Origin of the sequence: Fortiea contorta PCC 7126 (assembly GCF_000332295.1) — a bacterium.
GTDB classification, from domain to species: Bacteria; Cyanobacteriota; Cyanobacteriia; order Cyanobacteriales; family Nostocaceae; genus Fortiea; species Fortiea contorta.
Window position 1 is genome coordinate 2,668,971 of the sequence record NZ_KB235930.1, and the last position, 17,802, is coordinate 2,686,772.

The window sequence follows — 17,802 nt, forward strand, 5'->3', positions numbered from 1 at the left end:
GGGATCAAACCTGACAAATCTTACAAGAGTTTAATTTTAATACTGATTTGAGATTTTGTAGACTTAATCATCAACTCAACTTAAATCTCCGCATTCAAGCGACTTTCTCTAAGATAGTTTTTCAGGTGTGCTTCAAAAAGCGTATGACTCATGAACAAGTGACCATCTCGCTCATCATTTAAGGTAAAATTTTCCTCGATGAGGCGTTCGATCATGTATTCCATTAAAACGGGAGTTTGAGAAAAGTCTGACGCTTGTCTTTCAATCAGCGATCGCCTTTGTAATAATTCTACCGCCTCTAAGATTAATCTTTGAGACATCCGGGGCGATAATCCTGGTATAATCTCTTTCGGTAGATTCCGCATCGAGATAAAATCCTGATTGACCGCCAGCCAAAACATCATATGCTTTTCTAGCTGAGACAAGCGATTAAATTGCTCGTCGAGAATGGCGCGAATGTCACCAAAAACTACAGTTCCTTGTTTGATAAATTCAGATAAATTACCACCGAATAATTCTTGAATTGCTGTTGCGACTAACTTCAAAAATAAGGGATTACCTGCATACCAGTATAATAATACTCTAGACTCTGCTTCTGATTGATTAGTCAAGCCTTTAGAGTTAAGAATTAGGATGCTATCTGCTGCATTTAAACCAGTCAATTTTAAAGAGCGAACAGGTAAAGTTTCGCCTTCCAAAACAGCAATTTCTTGAGGTTTTTCTCGACTGGTAAATACCACACAACTTTGGTGTTGTGATTCTCCCAAGCGTCTAATTAACTCTCCATAACTTTCGTAACCTTGACGATAGCGAATTTGAGACAGGAAGGGTTGAGAAGCGTTTTTTGGATTTAATTTATGGGTTATTTGTGCTGGTGATTCCCAACCATTATCTAAAATCGAGTCAAAATCGTCTAATATCAGCAGACAACGTGAATTTCGCAAACAATCAATCAGTTGTGAAATTTGTCCAGCGACGGTATCTGCGATAATTATCTCTTGAGGAGGATATAAAACCTGCAGCAATTGCTGTAAAAGTAGCTCCAGAGGAGGAATAAAATTGAGCGATCGCCAAACCACATATGCAAACTGATCTTGAATTTCTTCTGCTAACTTCACAGAAAAAGCGGTTTTTCCAATTCCACTGATACCCAAGACAGCAATTAACCGACAGCGCTCTTGTACAATCCACTTGTGAACCTGAGTCAGTTCCTGTGTCCGACCATAAAACACACTGACATCAACGGCTTCACCCCAGTCTCTGATTGTAGCTGATTGGTTGACTACTAAATCAACATTTTGATCTTCGTTAGCAACAATCGGATCACGCGGCGATGATAACTGAAACCAACCTTTTTTATATCCAGCTTTTTCTAACAGATGAGTTACACGACTCCAGTTTTTCACCTTGACTGAATATCCAGCTTGGTTACTCAACATTTCTTCAATGTATTTATATAACCCATTAGATAAGTACACGCGCACAGTACTGCTACTAGCGCTTTGATAAACTATCTTCGCAATTTCCGCAGGACTACAGCCACAAAGTAAACCACGTAGAAATTTCTTTTCTACTGGCGTCAATGCTTTCCCTTTTGCTGAGGCTAAATCTACGTATAACTTTTCTAACTCCCAATTTTTTTTAGCCTCTAAAAATTCATCTTCGATTTGATTAAAGTCAACTGATACCATTAACGTTATTGATGTATTTAAATTAACTAAGGCAATATATTAACGATTTCTTGATGAACCCAGAATAAATCAAGGATGAATTTATAACGAATTTAATAACTATCGTTAGGTGACTTAGAAGTTGTTGCTTAGGTATCTTTAGGCTTAACGGAAGTTTAATAAAAATTGTCTGAAACTTTAAGTGAAGAAATTCTGTCAATATACATGAATCCCAATTTTGTTAGTGAGCAATTTTAGTTTTAGAAAATACTGTGTTTTTAACAACACTAAAAGCTCATTCTAGGATTTAGTAAATGCAAGGCTTGACTGCTAAATTTTGTGGACAAAGGTGTAAATGGTCACTTGTTTTCTCAAATTGTACAAAAAGTTTTGCCAACTTGACGGTTTAGTCACCAAAGCAATTGTAAATATCAGATGAATTTAGTCTCAATTAATTAAGATGGTATGAACGAGGTGTCGATTATGACTCGAATTCGTGATGTTGTGCAAAAAGCTATAGATACTGGCTACCTAACCGTAGAGGCTGAGAATCAATTGCGACATCTGCTAACTACTCGCTACGACTCAGAAGATTTGAACGCTTTTATGAGTTTGCAGGAAGCAGCGATGAACGGTAAGGTGAAACAACAGTCTCGTGAGCAGTGCAGCATCAAGTAAGTAACATCAACTGCGTACACCAAGGGGAATAAAAATTTTTGGTAATTTGCGATTTTCCTGACTCCCTATTTGTCTGCAAATGAAACTCATCGACGAGAACGCGGGTCTTTATCTTGAGAATCTTCATCTTCATCATCAAAAAAGCTCCAATCATCGTCCTCATCAGCTTGATTATTAGTCGGTGGTTGATAAGGAGGAATAATCACCCGATAATCAGCGTCGTAAATTGATTCAGTTTTTCCCACTGCGGTGTTTTTGGGTTCGCGGTAGTTGTAGGAATACACTGAACCTGATTGAGAGGAGCTTTGAGGTTCTTGTTGGCGTTCGTAACTTTGAGAATCAGCAGAGGTTTTTTGTTGAGAACTGGGAGCGGGTTGCGGCTTTGGCTGGAAATCCCAATCGTCACTGCTGGTTGTATTCCAGTCGTCCACATCTTCAGTAGAAGTGTTATTTGGTTGATTGGTTGGTGGTGGGTTAGCACCTTGGGGTTGAGGTTTTTCTTTGGGAGTTGTTTGAGTACGGGATGAGGTTGCTGAGGGAGAGCGGGTTGGGCGTTGCTGTCCTGCCAACAAATTCCCCAGTTGGAATATGGTAGAGATGAATACTGAAGTTAAAGCACCAGCAGTAGTACTCAACAACATCCATATCGCCAAAGGTAATGCTTGAGTTTGCATACCCAAAAACTTCACCGCGAGAACAGGTGTCCAGTTGTGGGCTAACAACAGCATTAGTCCTCCCAGCACCGCAACCAAAAGAATTAAGCGAATTACAGCCATAGGGATGAAAAAAAGATGAAGGGTCAAAGTCAAAGCATAAAGGATGAAGAATGAAAATTTTTTCCTTCATACTTCACACTTCATACTTTAGCGATGACCTTGCCATCGCTGTATGGGAATACAATCGATTTCTAGTTGGTCTAAAGCACGAGCAACGACAAAATCAACTAAATCCTCAATGGTTTGGGGTTGGTGATACCAAGCAGGAATAGCGGGAACAACTCTGACTCCCGCTTCTGCTAAGGCTGTGAGGTTACGTAGGTGAATCAAGCTAAAAGGAGTTTCACGGGGGACGATGACTAACTTGCGACCTTCTTTGAGTTGGACATCCGCAGCTCGTTCTAGTAAATCAGAACTAGAGCCGATAGCTAGCTTGGCGACGGTGCTCATGCTGCAGGGCATGATAATCATACCTAAAGTGCGGAAGGAGCCACTGGCGATGTTAGCGCCGACATCGCCCCAAGGATGACAATGTAGTTTACCCGCCTGAGCAACGCCGGCTTGCTCTCGCCAGAATTGCTCTTGCTGTAAGGGTTCTGGCGGCATACGGATGTTTTGCTCGGCGAGCCAGACCATGTAGCTTGATTTGGAGGCGACCAGTTCAATCTCATAGTCTGCTGCGAGGAGAAATTTGAGGGCGCGGACAGCGTAGATTAACCCTGATGCACCTGATATTCCGAGAATGAGGGGTTTTGTATTAGAAAGCACTTTTAAAGTATGTGATTTTACTCATCTTCGTCATAGGGGTCTAAGTCGTGAGGCTCAATGCCATTTTCTAAATACATGTCTGATAAATCTTCATTAGAGACGTCAAGATCCAAGTTTTTCGGGACACCATCGCTACCGACTGTGACTAAATCGATTTGCTGACGGTAATAATCGACACTCTTAACTTGTACGGCGACGCGATCGCCTAAACGATAGGAAGCGCGATTTTTCCGACCGAAGAGTGCTTGTTGTCTGGCGCGATATTCATACCAGTCGTCTTTGAGGGAACTGACATGTACTAACCCTTCTACCCGTAGAGGTATTCCCGGTTGACCGCTGACTTCAAACTCACCTGCTGGTACTTCAATTTCCACAAAGAAGCCGTAAGATTGCACACCAGTAATCACGCCTTGGAACACTTGACCGATGCGTTGTTTCATCAGTTGGGCTTTTTGCAGCCCGGCTAAATCGGCTTCAGCTTCTTGAACTTCTTTTTCTCTGTCGTTAATCTGGATGATTACCCGTGTTAAGTCGCTTTGCAGTTCCTGTTGCAATTCTGGGGCGAGTACATTCCAGTTAATTTCATCATGACAGGAGGAGTGGCGCAAGTTCACCCGTTCGCGGACGCGGGTGGTGCGGCGATCGCGCCCCTGTTCGATGAGTGCGTAGTAAACTCTTTGCAGCAGCAAATCTGGATACCGTCGCAGGGGAGCAGTAAAGTGGATGTATTGCGGTAGCGCCAGTCCGAAATGAGAGCCTTTGGTGGTGCTGTATACAGCGGGTTTGAGGGTGTCTTGCAATAAATAGGTCAGCACTTGCTCAGAGGGAGATTCGGCAAAAGCCCTGGTCAAGTGTTGGTAATCTAGGGGTTGAATATCTACCTCGGCTTCGAGTGCTAATTCCACGCCTAAATTTATTGCTAATTTCAGCATTTCTTGGACATCTTCCGCATCGGGTGTACCTTGGACTCGCCAAATAGCGGGTACGCCCAAAGCGTTAAAGTGACCAGCGATGAGTTGATTGACTAACAGCACTAACTCTGTCATCAACGAACGGACGGGGACATCATTAACCACTACAGCGCCAAGAATACCCTCATCAAAGTAGGGGTTTTGGCTGGGTGGGAGATTGAGCTGTAGGCTACCGCGAGACAAGCGTGACTGTTTGATCAGTTGGCGTAATGCTTCCAAATCTTGCAGGATCTGGACTACTTGCTCAGATTCCTTGGTGGGTTGACCTGTGAGAATAGCGTCGGCTGAGGATTTTTTCAGGGCGACATCAACGTTGACGACGCTGGGCTGTACTTCCCATTCTTCCACTACTCCCGATTGGGGATCGATGGTGATTAAGAATGAGAGCGTCAGGCGATCGCTCCCGGCGACTAAAGAACAGCGATCGGCTACAGTATCTGGTAACATCGGCAAAACTAAGTCACCCAGATAAACTGACTTACCACGTCTGAATGCTTCCCGGTCTAAGGCTTCATCGGGTTGAATATAGTGAGAAACGTCGCTGATGTGTAGCCCCAAACGCCAATAGCCAGCGGCGGTTTTTTCCAAACTCAAGGCGTTTTCTACTACCTTTGAGTTACCATTTACACCCTCAATTGTCAAAGTGAACAAATTCCGTAAATCCAATTTATTTTTCAGGTCAGCTTTTAAAAGCCTTTTCGGCAATTTACTAGCTGCTTCTAAAACTGAGTCGGGAAAATTACGGGACAAGTCGTGTTTACATGTTACCAAATCTATATCGGCAGCAGCTTCGGCATCGCTACCAAGGATTTGGACGACGCGGCCGATGGGGGGATATTGTGCTAGGGGGTAACGCAGGACTTCCACATGGGCGAGATGATCAATCGCCTCATCTAATTTCAAGGTGTTGGCTTGCAATTTGAGTTCAAACAGCAACCGATCATCTAAAGGAACTGCCCGAAAACCGCTTTCCACCTGCTTGATGCGTGCCAATAGGGTGTGATTAGACCGCTCCAAAATCAGTTTAACTTCGCCTTCGGGAGAGCGCCGCCGACTACCTTCTTTCAAAACTCTGACCAAAACGCGATCGCCATTCCAAGCATTACTCAAATGACTTTCACGGATGTAAATATCTTCCGCTCCTTCCACATCTTGAATAGCAAAGCAGAAGCCTTTACTAGAACAACGGAGCTTGGCTTCGATCAGCCCTTCTTCAGAGACGCGGCGATACTTACCCCGTTCTTTCGCCAAAATCCCGATCTTCTCCAGAATATCCAAGGCAATATAAAGCTTTTGTAAACTGTCTTCATCCTCGCAGCCAAGTTTCTTTTCCAAAACTTTACGAGCTACCAATTTATCATCGGTGAAATTGGCAAGGAGTGTAGCGATTGAAAATTCCATGCAGTGAACCGACCTTTGGTCAAAACATCATTTTTTCAGGACATTTGTGTGCGGTGAGTCCAGCGCTGTAGCCCCACTGCAAACGCGTCTACAGACTTCTCACTGCACGACAATCTCAGAGTCAGCTGGCGTTCGAGTTCCTCAATCTCATCAAACTTAAACAGCCAGTTTGAGTGAGACTTTTCCCAAGAAGTACTTACGAGACAGGTTTTTGAGAAGCTTGGTTAAGATTAACCTCTACACTGCCCAAAAACTCTATGCAAGGGAAATCCGGTGTTTAATTGCCTGGATTGTAGGTACTCTTACTGAAGAAGTCTGAAGTGTCAAGGATGTAGACGCTTCCTCGGCTTGCCGCAGGCTAGGATGAAAGCTAAAGGATGAAAAAGAAAAGTTCACACTTCATATTTCACACTTCACACTTCATACTTTGGCCTTCAGTTGACGCGATTAGACTCTGACATTTAACTACGAGAAACTGCCGAGAAACCTAATTTTCCCACATGTAGAATCGGTAACAATTAGTCCAGCAGCTTCGCAAGCAGTGAGGGTGAACCTTATCTTCATTATTGTAGATTTAGAGCACACTTCCAGAAAATAGTTCTGGATATTGATTTGGGTAATCAGTATAGCATTGAAGATGAAACTACTCAGAGTTAGTCAGCAGCAAGCAACATTTTCTAGCAAAAGAGCTACTGCTACAATCAGAACACAGGAGCCTGATTGGTTAATCGGCAATCAGCAATAGGTAATAGTCAACAGTCATTCTTACCCATGGTCAATTCCCTCCTTATTTAGAGTATACACAGGTAGCATCAACCTCCTGATTTTGCAGATTTAATAGGTGACATTACTATGTTGGCTCAATTCCAGAGCTTGTATCCCAACGGCAGTATTATTTCTGAATTAGTACAAATTTTTCAAGGTAAATATATTGTGCGCGTCAGTGTACAAATAGAAGGTATAACCCGTGCTACTGGTATGTCAGCAGCCGAAACCGTGGAAGTAGCAGAAGACCAAGCCAGAAGTAGAGCACTAATGGTTTTAGGCATAAGCAATACATCAAAAGAATCGGTGACATTTTCTGCCAAACTAGTATCGCAGGTGCAGGGCAACTCTTCCTTGAGTACAGGAAGTGTATTAAATGAACCTGTTAGTTTCCCCACACCTCATCCAGATTTGGTCAGCGGTCAGTGGTCAGGAGTTAGTCACAAAGAAGCGATCGCACCTTCGACCACGCCACAAACCATCAAATCTGAACCAGAAATATCTACTGCGCCCACCAGTGAAAATGATATTTACACTCAGGATTTCCGCCAGCAGTTTTCTTTGCATTCCCCACCAGAAGTTGAGTTTGATACTCCAGTAGAAAGCAGAGAATTTCATTCTAGTCAAGAGCCAGAAACTAAACCCTCGCCAGGAATCACAGCTAGTAATGTCACCCCGTTTACTCCCCGCAGTCATAGTTCTTCAGAGGAGATGGAGACACTAGCGGCTACCAAAAAAAAGAAGAAAAATGCACCCGTGGATTTGTCTGATGTCATTGCCAAAACTGATGTGGAACTTCAGCGCCTGGGCTGGACACCAGAACAGGGACGGGACCACTTGATTAAAACCTACGGTAAGCGGGGACGCACCTTACTTACTGAGGAGGAATTGCACGGATTTCTTAAATATCTGGAATCTCAACCTACGTCCATAGACCCATTAACGGGATTTTGACTAGTAAGGACGGGAAAACCCCGCCCTTAAGGTTTTTGATCTAAACAACAGCAACCGGACGGCTACCTGCCGCGTGGCGGTCAATCACTTGATCAATTAAGCCATATTCCTTCGCTTCCTCCGGCGACATGAAAAAGTCGCGTTCGGTATCTTCAGCAATGCGCTCAATCGGTTGACCTGTGTGTTCAGCCAAATAATCATTCAGGCGTCGTTTGTGGTATAAAATTTCCCGCGCCTGAATTTCAATATCGGTAGCTTGTCCTTGAGCACCGCCCAGAGGTTGATGAATCATAATCCGGGAATGGGGAAGACTCATCCGCTTACCTTTAGCGCCAGCACTCAACAGGAAAGCACCCATACTAGCTGCCAATCCGGTACAAATGGTACAGACATCAGGGCGAATGTGCTTCATAGTGTCAAATATGCCCATACCAGCCGTCACCGAGCCACCGGGAGAATTGATATACAGATAAATGTCTTTCTCCGAGTCTTCAGCATCTAAAAACAGCAGTTGGGCAACAATCAAGTTCGCTATGGAGTTATCAACCTGTTGTCCTAAGAAGATGATGCGCTCACGTAACAGCCGTGAGTAGATGTCGAAGGCGCGTTCGCCGCGACCTGATTGTTCAATGACTATAGGAATCATGTAGCCTGCTTGTAGCTATTTAACATCTATTTTATCGATGACAACAGCTAATTGCAGGCTTGCTGGGAATTGGGGATGGAGAAGAGGGGGGAGTGTGGGAAGAGGGGGAAGAGGGGGAGGTGGGGAGATGGGGAGATGGGGAGATGGGGAGATGGGGAGATGGGGGGATGGGGAGGAGTGGGAAGTGTGGGAGGTGTGGGAGGAATTACCAATTACCCATTACCAATTACCCATTACCAATTACCCATTACCAAACCGGGCACTTTTTAATCATGGTTGGTGTCCAAAAGACTGTGTTCACAAACTACTAACATTCACCAGTCCTGTAATTTAAGGATTTGTTGCACAAGTGGTGCAGTGCGGTGATTAGACCATTTAAAATGAATGTCTTGCTGACAAATCCTTGTCAGGTGTCGGTAGCTTTTTCCACATTTTTTTAGGATTGATGTGAGCAATTTTCCGGATATTTTCTCTAAATCCGGTAAATCATTAGTAAGCGGTGTAGTTAAAGTAACCAAATTTAACTGGAAGTGCTTTTGTCCGTTGGGAGACCTGCCATGCTAGAAAAACTTGTGCAAGCCGCCATCATTACCTTCTTGCTTCAACTCATAGCAGGACTTAGCCCGAATGCCAGAGTTGAGACTGAGACTGTGACACCTTTGTCGGAAATTCCAGCACCAATTGTTAGCTCGGTGTTTCCTTCAGGGCGGTGAAGTTGAAAATTTTTGATGTTGTTGATGAGTAGATGCTAATTCGCAATTCGTAATAAATCCAAGCTGGAATAAAGCTTGATCCAGTGGAAAACCAATTATGTACTGGGCTAAAAAACCTTGTAGAGACGTTGCTTTGGCTTCGTCTCTATATTTTTTGGTTCTTGATTGAGCAGCGCGTTAACCTTTCGACTACCGACAGGGTAAGAGAATTTTTCTCAAAAAAAATCACACTGGCGTTAGTTTGAGCGCCATGAGGTAGACTGAGCAAATGAGGCAACTACCTATATCGAAATCATGACTAATCGCCTTGCTGAAGCGCAGAGTCTCTATCTCCGCAAACACGCTGAAAATCCGATTGATTGGTGGTCTTGGTGTGATGAAGCTCTCGCGGCTGCAAGGGCAGAAAATAAACCAATTTTTCTTTCTATTGGTTATTCTAGCTGCCATTGGTGTACTGTCATGGAAGGCGAAGCTTTTTCGGATTTAGCGATCGCTCAATACATGAATGCTAATTTTTTGCCTATTAAGGTAGACCGGGAGGAACGACCAGACCTGGACAGTATTTATATGCAGGCTTTGCAGATGATGAGTGGTCAAGGTGGCTGGCCTTTAAATGCTTTTTTGTCTCCGGATGATTTAGTCCCATTTTATGCTGGGACTTATTTTCCGTTGGAGCCGCGCTACGGTAGACCTGGATTTTTGCAGGTATTGCAAGCGATTCGTCATTACTACGATACGGAAACGGAGGATTTGCGTCAGCGCAAAGCCATTATTGTGGAATCTCTGCTCACCTCTGCGGTGTTGCAAGATGCTCAAACACAAGATATACAAGACAGGGAATTACTCCGCCAAGGTTGGGAAAGTTGCACGGGTGTCATCACTCCTCAGCAACAGGGTAATAGTTTTCCCATGATTCCCTACGCTGAATTATCACTCAGAGGCACTCGATTTAATTTTGCATTCCGCTATGATGGGGCGCAAGTTTGTCAGCAACGGGGATTAGATTTGGCGCTGGGGGGAATTTATGACCACGTGGGTGGCGGCTTTCATCGCTATACTGTTGACTCGACTTGGACTGTACCTCATTTTGAAAAGATGCTTTATGACAATGGACAAATTGTTGAGTATCTGGCGAATTTATGGAGTGCAGGTTTTTTAGAGCCGGCACTGGTGCGGGCGATCGCTGGTACTGTAAACTGGCTACAGCGAGAAATGACGGCTCCTCAAGGTTATTTCTTTGCGGCTCAAGATGCTGACAGTTTTATTAACTCTACCGCCGCTGAACCGGAAGAAGGCGCTTTTTATGTCTGGAGTTACGCTGAATTAACAAAGTTGCTCACTCCCGAAGCACTAACGGAATTACAACAGCAGTTTACAGTTACACCTAATGGTAACTTTGAAGGAGAAAATGTGTTGCAAAGGCTACACTCAGGCGAACTGAGTGCTAGTGTGGAAGCCTCACTGAATAAGCTATTTACAGCTAGATACGGTGTAACACCTGCATCTATTGATACTTTTCCCCCTGCGCGCAATAATGCCGAAGCTAAAACCAGCAATTGGCCTGGGCGCATTCCTGCAGTGACGGATACAAAGATGATAGTCGCCTGGAATAGCTTGATGATTTCTGGTTTAGCTAGGGCGGCTGGGGTATTTAAACAACCGTTATATTTGGAGATAGCTGCAAAGGCGGCAAATTTTATTCTTAATCATCAATTTGTCGATGGGCGTTTGTATCGACTCAATTATGAAAATCAACCAACTGTTTTAGCTCAGTCTGAAGATTATGCCTTTTTGATCAAAGCACTACTAGATTTACACCAAGCAGCTTTAGGAATTGGTAATGAGTCTAGCTCATCGTGGTTAGAAAAAGCGATCGCTGTGCAAACCGAATTTGACGAATTTCTGTGGAGCGTAGAAATAGGTGGTTATTATAACGCCGCCAGTGACGCTAGTCAAGATTTAATTGTGCGCGAACGCAGCTATGCAGATAATGCTACACCATCAGCTAACGGAGTGGCGATCGCTAACCTTGTGCGTCTAACTTTGCTCACGGATAATCTAGATTATTTAGACCTAGCTGAACAAGGACTAAAAGCTTTTAAAAGCATCATGAACCGCGCCCCCCAAGCTTGTCCCAGCTTATTCACAGCTTTGGATTGGTATCGTAATTCCACCCTAATTCGCAGCACCCCTGAGCAGATTAGCTCACTGATTCCCCAGTATTTAGCATCCACCATGTTTACCACTACTGCCAATTTACCAGACGGTAGTATCGGCTTGGTTTGTCAAGGCTTGAAATGTCTCGCACCAGCAGAAAACCTAGAGCAGTTATTACAGCAAATACAGCAGAGTCAAACTAGGGAATTGACTAGAAATATGGGGAATTGAGGGAGAAATAACCACATGACCAACGACAAATTAAGCGCCATTATCCTAGCTGGTGGAAAAAGTTCTCGTATGGGTCAGGATAAAGCGCTGATTTCGATTCAAGGAGTACCATTATTGCAGCAAATTTGTGACATTGCTCAAGCCTGCACAAATCAAGTTTATGTAGTCACTCCCTGGCCAGAACGCTACCAGCACCTAAATTTATCTAAGTGCGAATTTATCTCAGAAATCCCCCTTTCTTCCTCATCCGCCCAAAACCAAGGGCCGTTAGTAGGATTCTCTCAAGGACTAGCCCAGGTACAAACAGAATGGGTGCTGTTGCTAGCTTGTGATTTACCGAAGTTAAAGGTTGAGGTACTGCAAGAGTGGATAGCTCGACTCGATAGCGTTGATGATGCAGCGATCGCTACTTTGCCTCATCATACTAAAGGATGGGAACCATTGTGCGGCTTTTATCGCCGTCGCTGCTTACCGCCATTATTAGAGTTTATCAACAAAGGGGGGCGATCGTTCCAGCAATGGTTGCAGAAACATCCTGTACAAGTTTTGTCTGTGTCAGCACCAGAAATGCTGTTTAACTGTAACACCCCAGAAGATTTAGCCGTCACTGGGCTATTAAAAATCAAAGATTAGTAATAGTGTCAAAACTGTCCATTTTGTCAAGAGCTTTTTTAGGAATTAAAAAAGCCTACTTTGCGTAAATGTAGCCATATTTGTTACGTAGTAAACAATACTTTACGAGTGAATTAATTTATATTGAGTCAAGTATTTCTCAGTAAACCTTGTATAGATCCTGGCGAGCCGCATGGTTATATTTTCTGAAGAAGAGAATAACTCATGTCCAAGCTTGCTTTTTTTATGCCCATGATATAGCAGGGAACAGGGAACAGAGTTGAAATTTGTGTAGGCGTTTGATTCAGCAACACCAGAAAATCAGATAAATCTCGGCGTAACTCTGTCTTGAAAAGTTTCCTACGCCGGGAAACCCGGCTTTCCTGCGGAACGCTTACGCGAACGAGGAACTTTTCGCTGCGTTTTCCTTGGCGTCACTTAGCGTTTAAAACCATTAATTCTGCTATATATGATTTGACAAAGAAAATATCAATTCGTGAACCTGATGATAAATCGCCGTTGGATATTACCTGCTTTTGCATTTTTATTGAGTATATTGTTAGCAGCTTGTACAACAGCAACTACTCAACAGCCACAAGCAAAAATAGCACCTACTACTTCTGAGCAATTACCAAAAAAATCTGCCAAAAGAGTTGTCGCACTTTCTTCTCTTTCTGCTGATATTATCTCTCAACTTAATCAAACAAAGCTTGTGGGTATTAGTGGTAGCAGTCTATTCAAAAATGACCCCAGGTTTAAAGACCTTGTGCGTGTAAGCGAGGGACAAACTCCACCAAATTTAGAAAAAATTGTCGCACTCAAACCAGATTTAGTTATCGGTGCAGAAGGTTTTTCTAATCAACCAATTCAAAAACTACAGCAGTTAAAAATTCCTACTTTTTTGACTCAAGTTAAAAAATGGGAATCGTTAGAAGAACTGACTAAAAAACTAGCCGAGTTCATTGATGCTGACCCCCAGCCGTTATTAAATCGCTATCAAACTTTCTTAGCAAATAAACCAAATCAAAGTTTATCGACTTTGGTAATTGTCAGTCGTCAACCAATTTTAGCACCTAATAAAAACAGTTGGGCTGGAGATTTACTAGAAAAATTTCAGGCGAAAAATTTAGTTGGAGAATTACAGGGTAACAGTCCAATTGGTGGTTATGTAACACTTTCGGCAGAAAAAGTTTTAGAAGCTAATCCAGAGGTGATAATTGTCGTCCAGCCTCCGCAAGGTGGTTCAGAAACTGAGCTTTTAGATTCTCTGAAAAAAGAAGCTTTTTGGCAGCAATTACAAGCGACTAAAAATAATCGAGTTTATGCTTTTGACTATTATGGTTTAGTAAATGCAGGTAGTATAGATGCTATTGAAAAAGCTTGCCAAAAATTAAAGCAAGCTCTATCTTAACAATATTTCTAGAGGCGTTGTGTGACAAAATTTCTGTCACTAATCCTTGACGGTATTAATTGGGTTTCGCACCGAGCGCCCATTGTTTTTTGCTGCAGTAGCACCACCATTAATACTGCGGAAATAAATCCCCCCAATAGTGAACAAAAATACAAGATATCCCACCGCTTGTACAAGATAAAGATGCTGTCTATAACCAAATAAAGCTTTAAGAATAATACCGGGAAACTGTTCATCTGGTAATATTTTGGCGGTATTCCAAACCATTGGCCCCAAAATGCAGGAGTGAATGCGAGTGAAGCGCTCGTAATAGAAACAAAGACTTTCTGTAGCACGACTACTGAGGGCTAAGTTAGATAAACCTTCGTCAAAATTCTGTAATGAAGATACTACTAATCCAGCAACAATTAATACTAATAAAGCGCCCATTACTTGAAAAAATTGGCGAATATTAATCTTCACGCCCCATTTAAATAGCAGCAATCCAATGGTAGCAGCCGCTGCTAAACCACCAACAGCACCTAATGCTGGCATAAATCCTTGTTGGAAGTTCGCAGCAACGAATAAAACAGTTTCAAAACCTTCGCGGAGAACAGCAACTAAAATTAAACTAAATACACCCCAACCTGCATTGGAGTTTTGTGTTAAGGTTTCGGTGATGGATCCCTCAACTGAAGCTTTCATGAATTTAGCTTGTTGAGTCATCCAAATCAGCATCCAACTAAGCATAATAATTGCAAAAACGCCAAATATACCTTCAAGTCCTGGCTCAACCACGGAGGTATATTGGGGGTTAATTGCTCCCAGTGCTTGAATGATGACGCTGAATAGCATACCTATCAAGGCGCTGATGATAATCCCGACGACGACACCAGCATACACCCAAGGATTAAGTCGGGACTGTTTGGCTTTTTTGAGCAAAGCGAGCACAATTCCCACAACAAGGGCGGCTTCTACTCCTTCTCTGAGTGTAATTACGAAAGTAGGTAAGGCGGTACTAAAATTCATTTTTTGTGATTTGTGATTTGTTGTTTGTCAATAGAAGTGGAGGTATCTTACTCCCTGATTGGGAACAGGAAATAGCGCAAAATATGAGCTGAGTAAGCCTCGGATCATAACTTTGTCAGACGGAAAAAATGTTCCCTATTCCCTATTCCCTATTCCCTTCTTTGATGACTAATAACTGTTAGCTAAAATCGCGGAGCATTTTTTTCAATTCAAGGTTATGCATCTCTTCTTGACCGATCATGCTGCGGGCGAATTCTTCTAGATAAATGCTGGCGTTGGTGACAGTTTCTAGCAGGCTTTTATACAAATCTAGTGCCTTTTTTTCATGGGATAAACTTTCTGCCAAGATATCCTTGACTGAATGTTGGTAAGTCTCTTCCATTGAAGCAATTTTCAGGGAGGGATGACCATCTAAACCTGTGAGAATTTCTCCGACTTGTTGAGCATGAAGGAGAGATTCGCTAGCTTGTGCTTTGAAAAATGCCACGATGGGGATGCGGTTTGGCCCAGTCACCATCAGGGAATAATGGGTGTAGCGGACTACTCCTGCTAGTTCAAATTCCATGATGGCGTTCAATAAATCTACGGTTTTTTTGTGGTCAAGCTCTTGCATTAGTTCTTCGGTAAAATTGTAAAGGTCGAGTCATGAATAGTTAGTTAGAGGTTAGGAGTTATACTTTTTTGAGGTATCAAAATTGCAGAGATTTTTCACTCTTAACTCTAACTATTTTCTCAATTCTTACTCATTTTAAACTGCTAATTCTGTCTATTGTTGCGCTTGAGTACTGGATTGATCAATGACTTTTTGAGAGTTTTGCTCAATGACTTTGACTAGTTTGGTAACATCATCGGGGGTTTTGACTGGTTTGGCTGGTGGGATAGCTGCGGGCCAAACTTTCACCAAATCAGTGAGACTAGCGGCGATCGCTTTATCGGCTTCGGGGTTGGCTGTTGCGACTTGGCTCGCAATTCCTTTATACAATTCGTTAGCGTAGACGACAAAGCCGCGAGAGTCTTGATATTCAATGGCTGCAGCTATTTTACCGTTGGCGATCGCTGCGCCATATTCTGAATTTGCTGCGTCTAATAAACCGTTAATCACTTGTAGCACAAATCCCGGTTTGGAGCGTTGCTCTGCTGGTAAAGCGGCGATCGCTGTGTCAACTGCTTGGACTGAAGTCACAAAATCTGTTTTAACTTTGGGATTCTTGGGATTAGATTTAACTAAATCTTGCAAACTCACCAATGTAGTTTTAAATTCTTTAACTTTGCGCTCATTTAATTGTTCTTCAACATCAACATAAATCTCTTCAACTGGGTGTCCTATATGCGGTTCTGCTTGTTTTGGTTGATTTTGATCTAGCAATTCTTGTGCTACTAAAAGATGTCCTTTCATTAACCCCAATTTGGTTGCGTAATCAACATCTTTTGCTTCGCCTGTGAGTACTACTTCTTGAATCGTAACTTGGTCTTTGATTTTGTCGAATTGTTCTTGAGTAATTACTTTTTTGCTCACTAAGTCTTCTGGACTACCGTAAGGGCGATTAGCCTGAATTTTATTAGATAATGCGGGAATACCTAATTTAGCTTCAAACTTGTCTAACTCTGAGAGGATTGCAGTGTTGATGTTAATTTTTGGTTTCCCACCGTGGCTGCTGTGATTTTGTTGACTAACTGTTTCTGTGCCTTTGGTGGCAGAATTCGCTGCTGGTGAGGATGGCGTCTCTGCGGTTGGGGTATTACTACAGGCACTGAGGGTAACTATTACAGCAGTAACAGCAGCCAAAAATACATAACGGGTTTTTCTCATCTTTGCTCCTGGCAAAATTTTAAGGTATTAAATACAACACTTGCAACCACTATCAACGGCGAGTTTGACGCTGTGTCATCTATTTAACTTTTCCATATAATGGAAGTTTTTATCAACTAGTTCTCACATCTCCACTAGGAATTTAATAATTTTTTTCAATTTATTGCTGCGAGGGAATGGGATCTGGGAAAAATAATTCTTGATTGTTGACTCTTTTTTTCAAGCCTTAATTACCTCAAATTCTCCCATGCATCCGTTTTCGGCGATCGCGTCTTGGTGGGGGTGAAACATATACTTACCTGGGTAGCGAAAGGCGAATTCTAAGATGTGTCTTTCGGCTATACCCATGGTGATCACGTCGGTTTTCTCGCTCGCAGTCATACTCATCCCATAACGATAGACGTCAAAAAAGTTAGCGTGGAGGTGAAAGGTGACAGCGGGATCGAATTCGATAATGTTGAGGACGTACAAGCGAATCAACTGGTTTTGGTAAATAGGAATCGGGTGATGCATGTAGTGATGCGGCAAGCCGTTAAAGGCGTAGTATTCATTGTGGTTATCATCGTTGATGTCATACCCACTCATCACCAGCACGATTTCATCAGCGGGAGGACGAGGTGTGGGCGGATCGATGATAAACATCCCATACAGCCCCTTGGCAATGTGGCGGGTGACTGGTTCGACGTGGCAATGGTATAAATGTACACCATAAGGCTCGGCATCAAACTCATAAATGGTGGCTTTGTTGTGGCTGATGGGGCGAACGCCGTCCATTTCTGCGGGATGGACACCATGAAAATGGAGAGAATGGGAATGTCCCGCTTGGTTGAGGAAGAGGACGCGAATGCGATCGCCTTGTTTGGCTCTGAGTGTCGGCCCTGGTATGCGACCGTTCAAGTCCCAAATGTTGTATGATACTGCACTGTTGAGTTGAATTGTGGAAGTACCAGCGACTAACTGAAATTCTCGAATTGTGCGCCCATTTTCTTGTTTAATTGTCCCATAATTAAAATCCCTGAGCATTTTCATGGGATTAGTTGTGTTATCTGCTGTTTCTATCTCCAGAGGTGGCACTTTGACAATTGGTTTTTGGAGATTGAGCGTGTACCAAAGTGCGCCCGCACCTGCGACTCCAGCCCCACATAATCCTAGTTTGAGTAATTGTCGGCGGCTCCAAAGTTCATCTTGATCTAGAGCGAAGTTATTGGGCATGGCATGATTAACGGTTTTCAGCAGCAAAGGTTGCCAAAAATTAGCAAGTATATATATTATCTGAATTAAAAATTATTAT

16 protein-coding genes are annotated in these 17,802 nt (G+C 43.0%); 7 read left to right on the plus strand and 9 right to left on the minus strand.

All coding sequences use genetic code 11. The features are described from left to right. Positions 1–80: 80 nt before the first annotated feature. Complete coding sequence (locus MIC7126_RS0112375) at positions 81–1,691, minus strand: NB-ARC domain-containing protein (RefSeq protein ID WP_017653470.1); 1,611 nt, start codon at positions 1,689–1,691, stop codon at positions 81–83. A gap of 462 nt (positions 1,692–2,153) precedes the next feature. Here MIC7126_RS0112375 and MIC7126_RS0112380 point away from each other — a divergent pair, with 462 nt between their 5' ends. Beyond that, entirely contained in the window at positions 2,154–2,348 is a 195-nt protein-coding gene (locus MIC7126_RS0112380) for a hypothetical protein (protein ID WP_026100207.1), read from the plus strand. Between the two features lie 86 nt (positions 2,349–2,434). Here MIC7126_RS0112380 and MIC7126_RS0112385 read toward each other — a convergent pair whose 3' ends face one another. The 3 genes from MIC7126_RS0112385 to MIC7126_RS0112395 form a co-directional block, all read right to left on the minus strand. Continuing rightward, a complete protein-coding gene (locus MIC7126_RS0112385; RefSeq protein ID WP_026100208.1) occupies positions 2,435–3,124 on the minus strand; it encodes a LapA family protein in 690 nt (229 codons plus the stop codon). A gap of 87 nt (positions 3,125–3,211) precedes the next feature. Further along, on the minus strand, positions 3,212–3,832 hold the full coding sequence (locus MIC7126_RS0112390) for a flavin prenyltransferase UbiX (protein ID WP_017653473.1): 621 nt from the start codon (positions 3,830–3,832) through the stop codon (positions 3,212–3,214). A 17-nt stretch (positions 3,833–3,849) separates the two neighbouring features. Further along, entirely contained in the window at positions 3,850–6,204 is a 2,355-nt protein-coding gene (locus MIC7126_RS0112395) for a ribonuclease R family protein (RefSeq protein ID WP_017653474.1), read from the minus strand. Positions 6,205–7,056: 852 nt separating this feature from the next. Here MIC7126_RS0112395 and MIC7126_RS0112405 point away from each other — a divergent pair. After that, positions 7,057–7,923 (plus strand): pentatricopeptide repeat-containing protein, encoded by an 867-nt coding sequence (locus tag MIC7126_RS0112405; RefSeq protein WP_017653476.1) that lies wholly within the window; start codon positions 7,057–7,059, stop codon positions 7,921–7,923. 40 nt (positions 7,924–7,963) lie between these two features. Here the strand turns inward: MIC7126_RS0112405 and clpP are convergent, their stop codons facing one another. Next, positions 7,964–8,569: an ATP-dependent Clp endopeptidase proteolytic subunit ClpP gene (gene clpP / locus MIC7126_RS0112410; protein WP_017653477.1), complete on the minus strand. Its 606-nt coding sequence runs from the start codon at positions 8,567–8,569 to the stop codon at positions 7,964–7,966. A gap of 135 nt (positions 8,570–8,704) precedes the next feature. On the opposite strand from clpP, the gene MIC7126_RS32265 reads away from it, so the two are divergent. The 5 genes from MIC7126_RS32265 (at position 8,705) to MIC7126_RS0112430 (ending at position 13,693) form a co-directional block, all read left to right on the plus strand. Further along, positions 8,705–8,839 (plus strand): hypothetical protein, encoded by a 135-nt coding sequence (locus tag MIC7126_RS32265; protein ID WP_274517488.1) that lies wholly within the window; start codon positions 8,705–8,707, stop codon positions 8,837–8,839. A 287-nt stretch (positions 8,840–9,126) separates the two neighbouring features. After that, positions 9,127–9,282 carry a hypothetical protein gene (locus MIC7126_RS31250; protein WP_169330796.1) on the plus strand — a complete coding sequence of 52 codons (156 nt, stop codon included), beginning with the start codon at positions 9,127–9,129 and terminating at the stop codon, positions 9,280–9,282. Between the two features lie 294 nt (positions 9,283–9,576). Beyond that, positions 9,577–11,670 carry a thioredoxin domain-containing protein gene (locus tag MIC7126_RS0112420; protein ID WP_017653479.1) on the plus strand — a complete coding sequence of 698 codons (2,094 nt, stop codon included), beginning with the start codon at positions 9,577–9,579 and terminating at the stop codon, positions 11,668–11,670. A 15-nt stretch (positions 11,671–11,685) separates the two neighbouring features. Then, positions 11,686–12,303, plus strand: coding sequence for a molybdenum cofactor guanylyltransferase (locus tag MIC7126_RS0112425; RefSeq protein WP_017653480.1), 618 nt, complete (start codon positions 11,686–11,688; stop codon positions 12,301–12,303). Between the two features lie 484 nt (positions 12,304–12,787). Continuing rightward, positions 12,788–13,693 carry an ABC transporter substrate-binding protein gene (locus tag MIC7126_RS0112430; protein WP_017653481.1) on the plus strand — a complete coding sequence of 302 codons (906 nt, stop codon included), beginning with the start codon at positions 12,788–12,790 and terminating at the stop codon, positions 13,691–13,693. 39 nt (positions 13,694–13,732) lie between these two features. On the opposite strand, the gene MIC7126_RS0112435 is transcribed toward MIC7126_RS0112430, so the two are convergent. The 4 genes from MIC7126_RS0112435 to MIC7126_RS0112450 form a co-directional block, all read right to left on the minus strand. Then, positions 13,733–14,701 carry an FTR1 family iron permease gene (locus MIC7126_RS0112435; RefSeq protein ID WP_017653482.1) on the minus strand — a complete coding sequence of 323 codons (969 nt, stop codon included), beginning with the start codon at positions 14,699–14,701 and terminating at the stop codon, positions 13,733–13,735. A 178-nt stretch (positions 14,702–14,879) separates the two neighbouring features. Beyond that, the gene (locus MIC7126_RS0112440; RefSeq protein WP_017653483.1) at positions 14,880–15,314 is read right to left on the minus strand and encodes a ferritin-like domain-containing protein; all 435 of its coding nucleotides are present in this window, start codon (positions 15,312–15,314) and stop codon (positions 14,880–14,882) included. A gap of 153 nt (positions 15,315–15,467) precedes the next feature. Next, entirely contained in the window at positions 15,468–16,511 is a 1,044-nt protein-coding gene (locus MIC7126_RS0112445; protein WP_017653484.1) for a ComEA family DNA-binding protein, read from the minus strand. 219 nt (positions 16,512–16,730) lie between these two features. Further along, on the minus strand, positions 16,731–17,723 hold the full coding sequence (locus MIC7126_RS0112450) for a multicopper oxidase domain-containing protein (RefSeq protein ID WP_017653485.1): 993 nt from the start codon (positions 17,721–17,723) through the stop codon (positions 16,731–16,733). Positions 17,724–17,802 lie beyond the last annotated feature (79 nt).

Coding starts and splice junctions, on each gene's coding strand:
- MIC7126_RS0112375 (WP_017653470.1), bottom strand. CDS start 1,691: ATGGTATCAGTTGACTTTAATCAAATCGAAGATGAATTTTTAGAGGCT.
- MIC7126_RS0112380 (WP_026100207.1), top strand. CDS start 2,154: ATGACTCGAATTCGTGATGTTGTGCAAAAAGCTATAGATACTGGCTAC.
- MIC7126_RS0112385 (WP_026100208.1), bottom strand. CDS start 3,124: ATGGCTGTAATTCGCTTAATTCTTTTGGTTGCGGTGCTGGGAGGACTA.
- MIC7126_RS0112395 (WP_017653474.1), bottom strand. CDS start 6,204: ATGGAATTTTCAATCGCTACACTCCTTGCCAATTTCACCGATGATAAA.
- MIC7126_RS0112405 (WP_017653476.1), top strand. CDS start 7,057: ATGTTGGCTCAATTCCAGAGCTTGTATCCCAACGGCAGTATTATTTCT.
- clpP (WP_017653477.1), bottom strand. CDS start 8,569: ATGATTCCTATAGTCATTGAACAATCAGGTCGCGGCGAACGCGCCTTC.
- MIC7126_RS32265 (WP_274517488.1), top strand. CDS start 8,705: ATGGGGAGATGGGGAGATGGGGAGATGGGGGGATGGGGAGGAGTGGGA.
- MIC7126_RS31250 (WP_169330796.1), top strand. CDS start 9,127: ATGCTAGAAAAACTTGTGCAAGCCGCCATCATTACCTTCTTGCTTCAA.
- MIC7126_RS0112420 (WP_017653479.1), top strand. CDS start 9,577: ATGACTAATCGCCTTGCTGAAGCGCAGAGTCTCTATCTCCGCAAACAC.
- MIC7126_RS0112425 (WP_017653480.1), top strand. CDS start 11,686: ATGACCAACGACAAATTAAGCGCCATTATCCTAGCTGGTGGAAAAAGT.
- MIC7126_RS0112430 (WP_017653481.1), top strand. CDS start 12,788: ATGATAAATCGCCGTTGGATATTACCTGCTTTTGCATTTTTATTGAGT.
- MIC7126_RS0112435 (WP_017653482.1), bottom strand. CDS start 14,701: ATGAATTTTAGTACCGCCTTACCTACTTTCGTAATTACACTCAGAGAA.
- MIC7126_RS0112440 (WP_017653483.1), bottom strand. CDS start 15,314: ATGCAAGAGCTTGACCACAAAAAAACCGTAGATTTATTGAACGCCATC.
- MIC7126_RS0112445 (WP_017653484.1), bottom strand. CDS start 16,511: ATGAGAAAAACCCGTTATGTATTTTTGGCTGCTGTTACTGCTGTAATA.
- MIC7126_RS0112450 (WP_017653485.1), bottom strand. CDS start 17,723: ATGCCCAATAACTTCGCTCTAGATCAAGATGAACTTTGGAGCCGCCGA.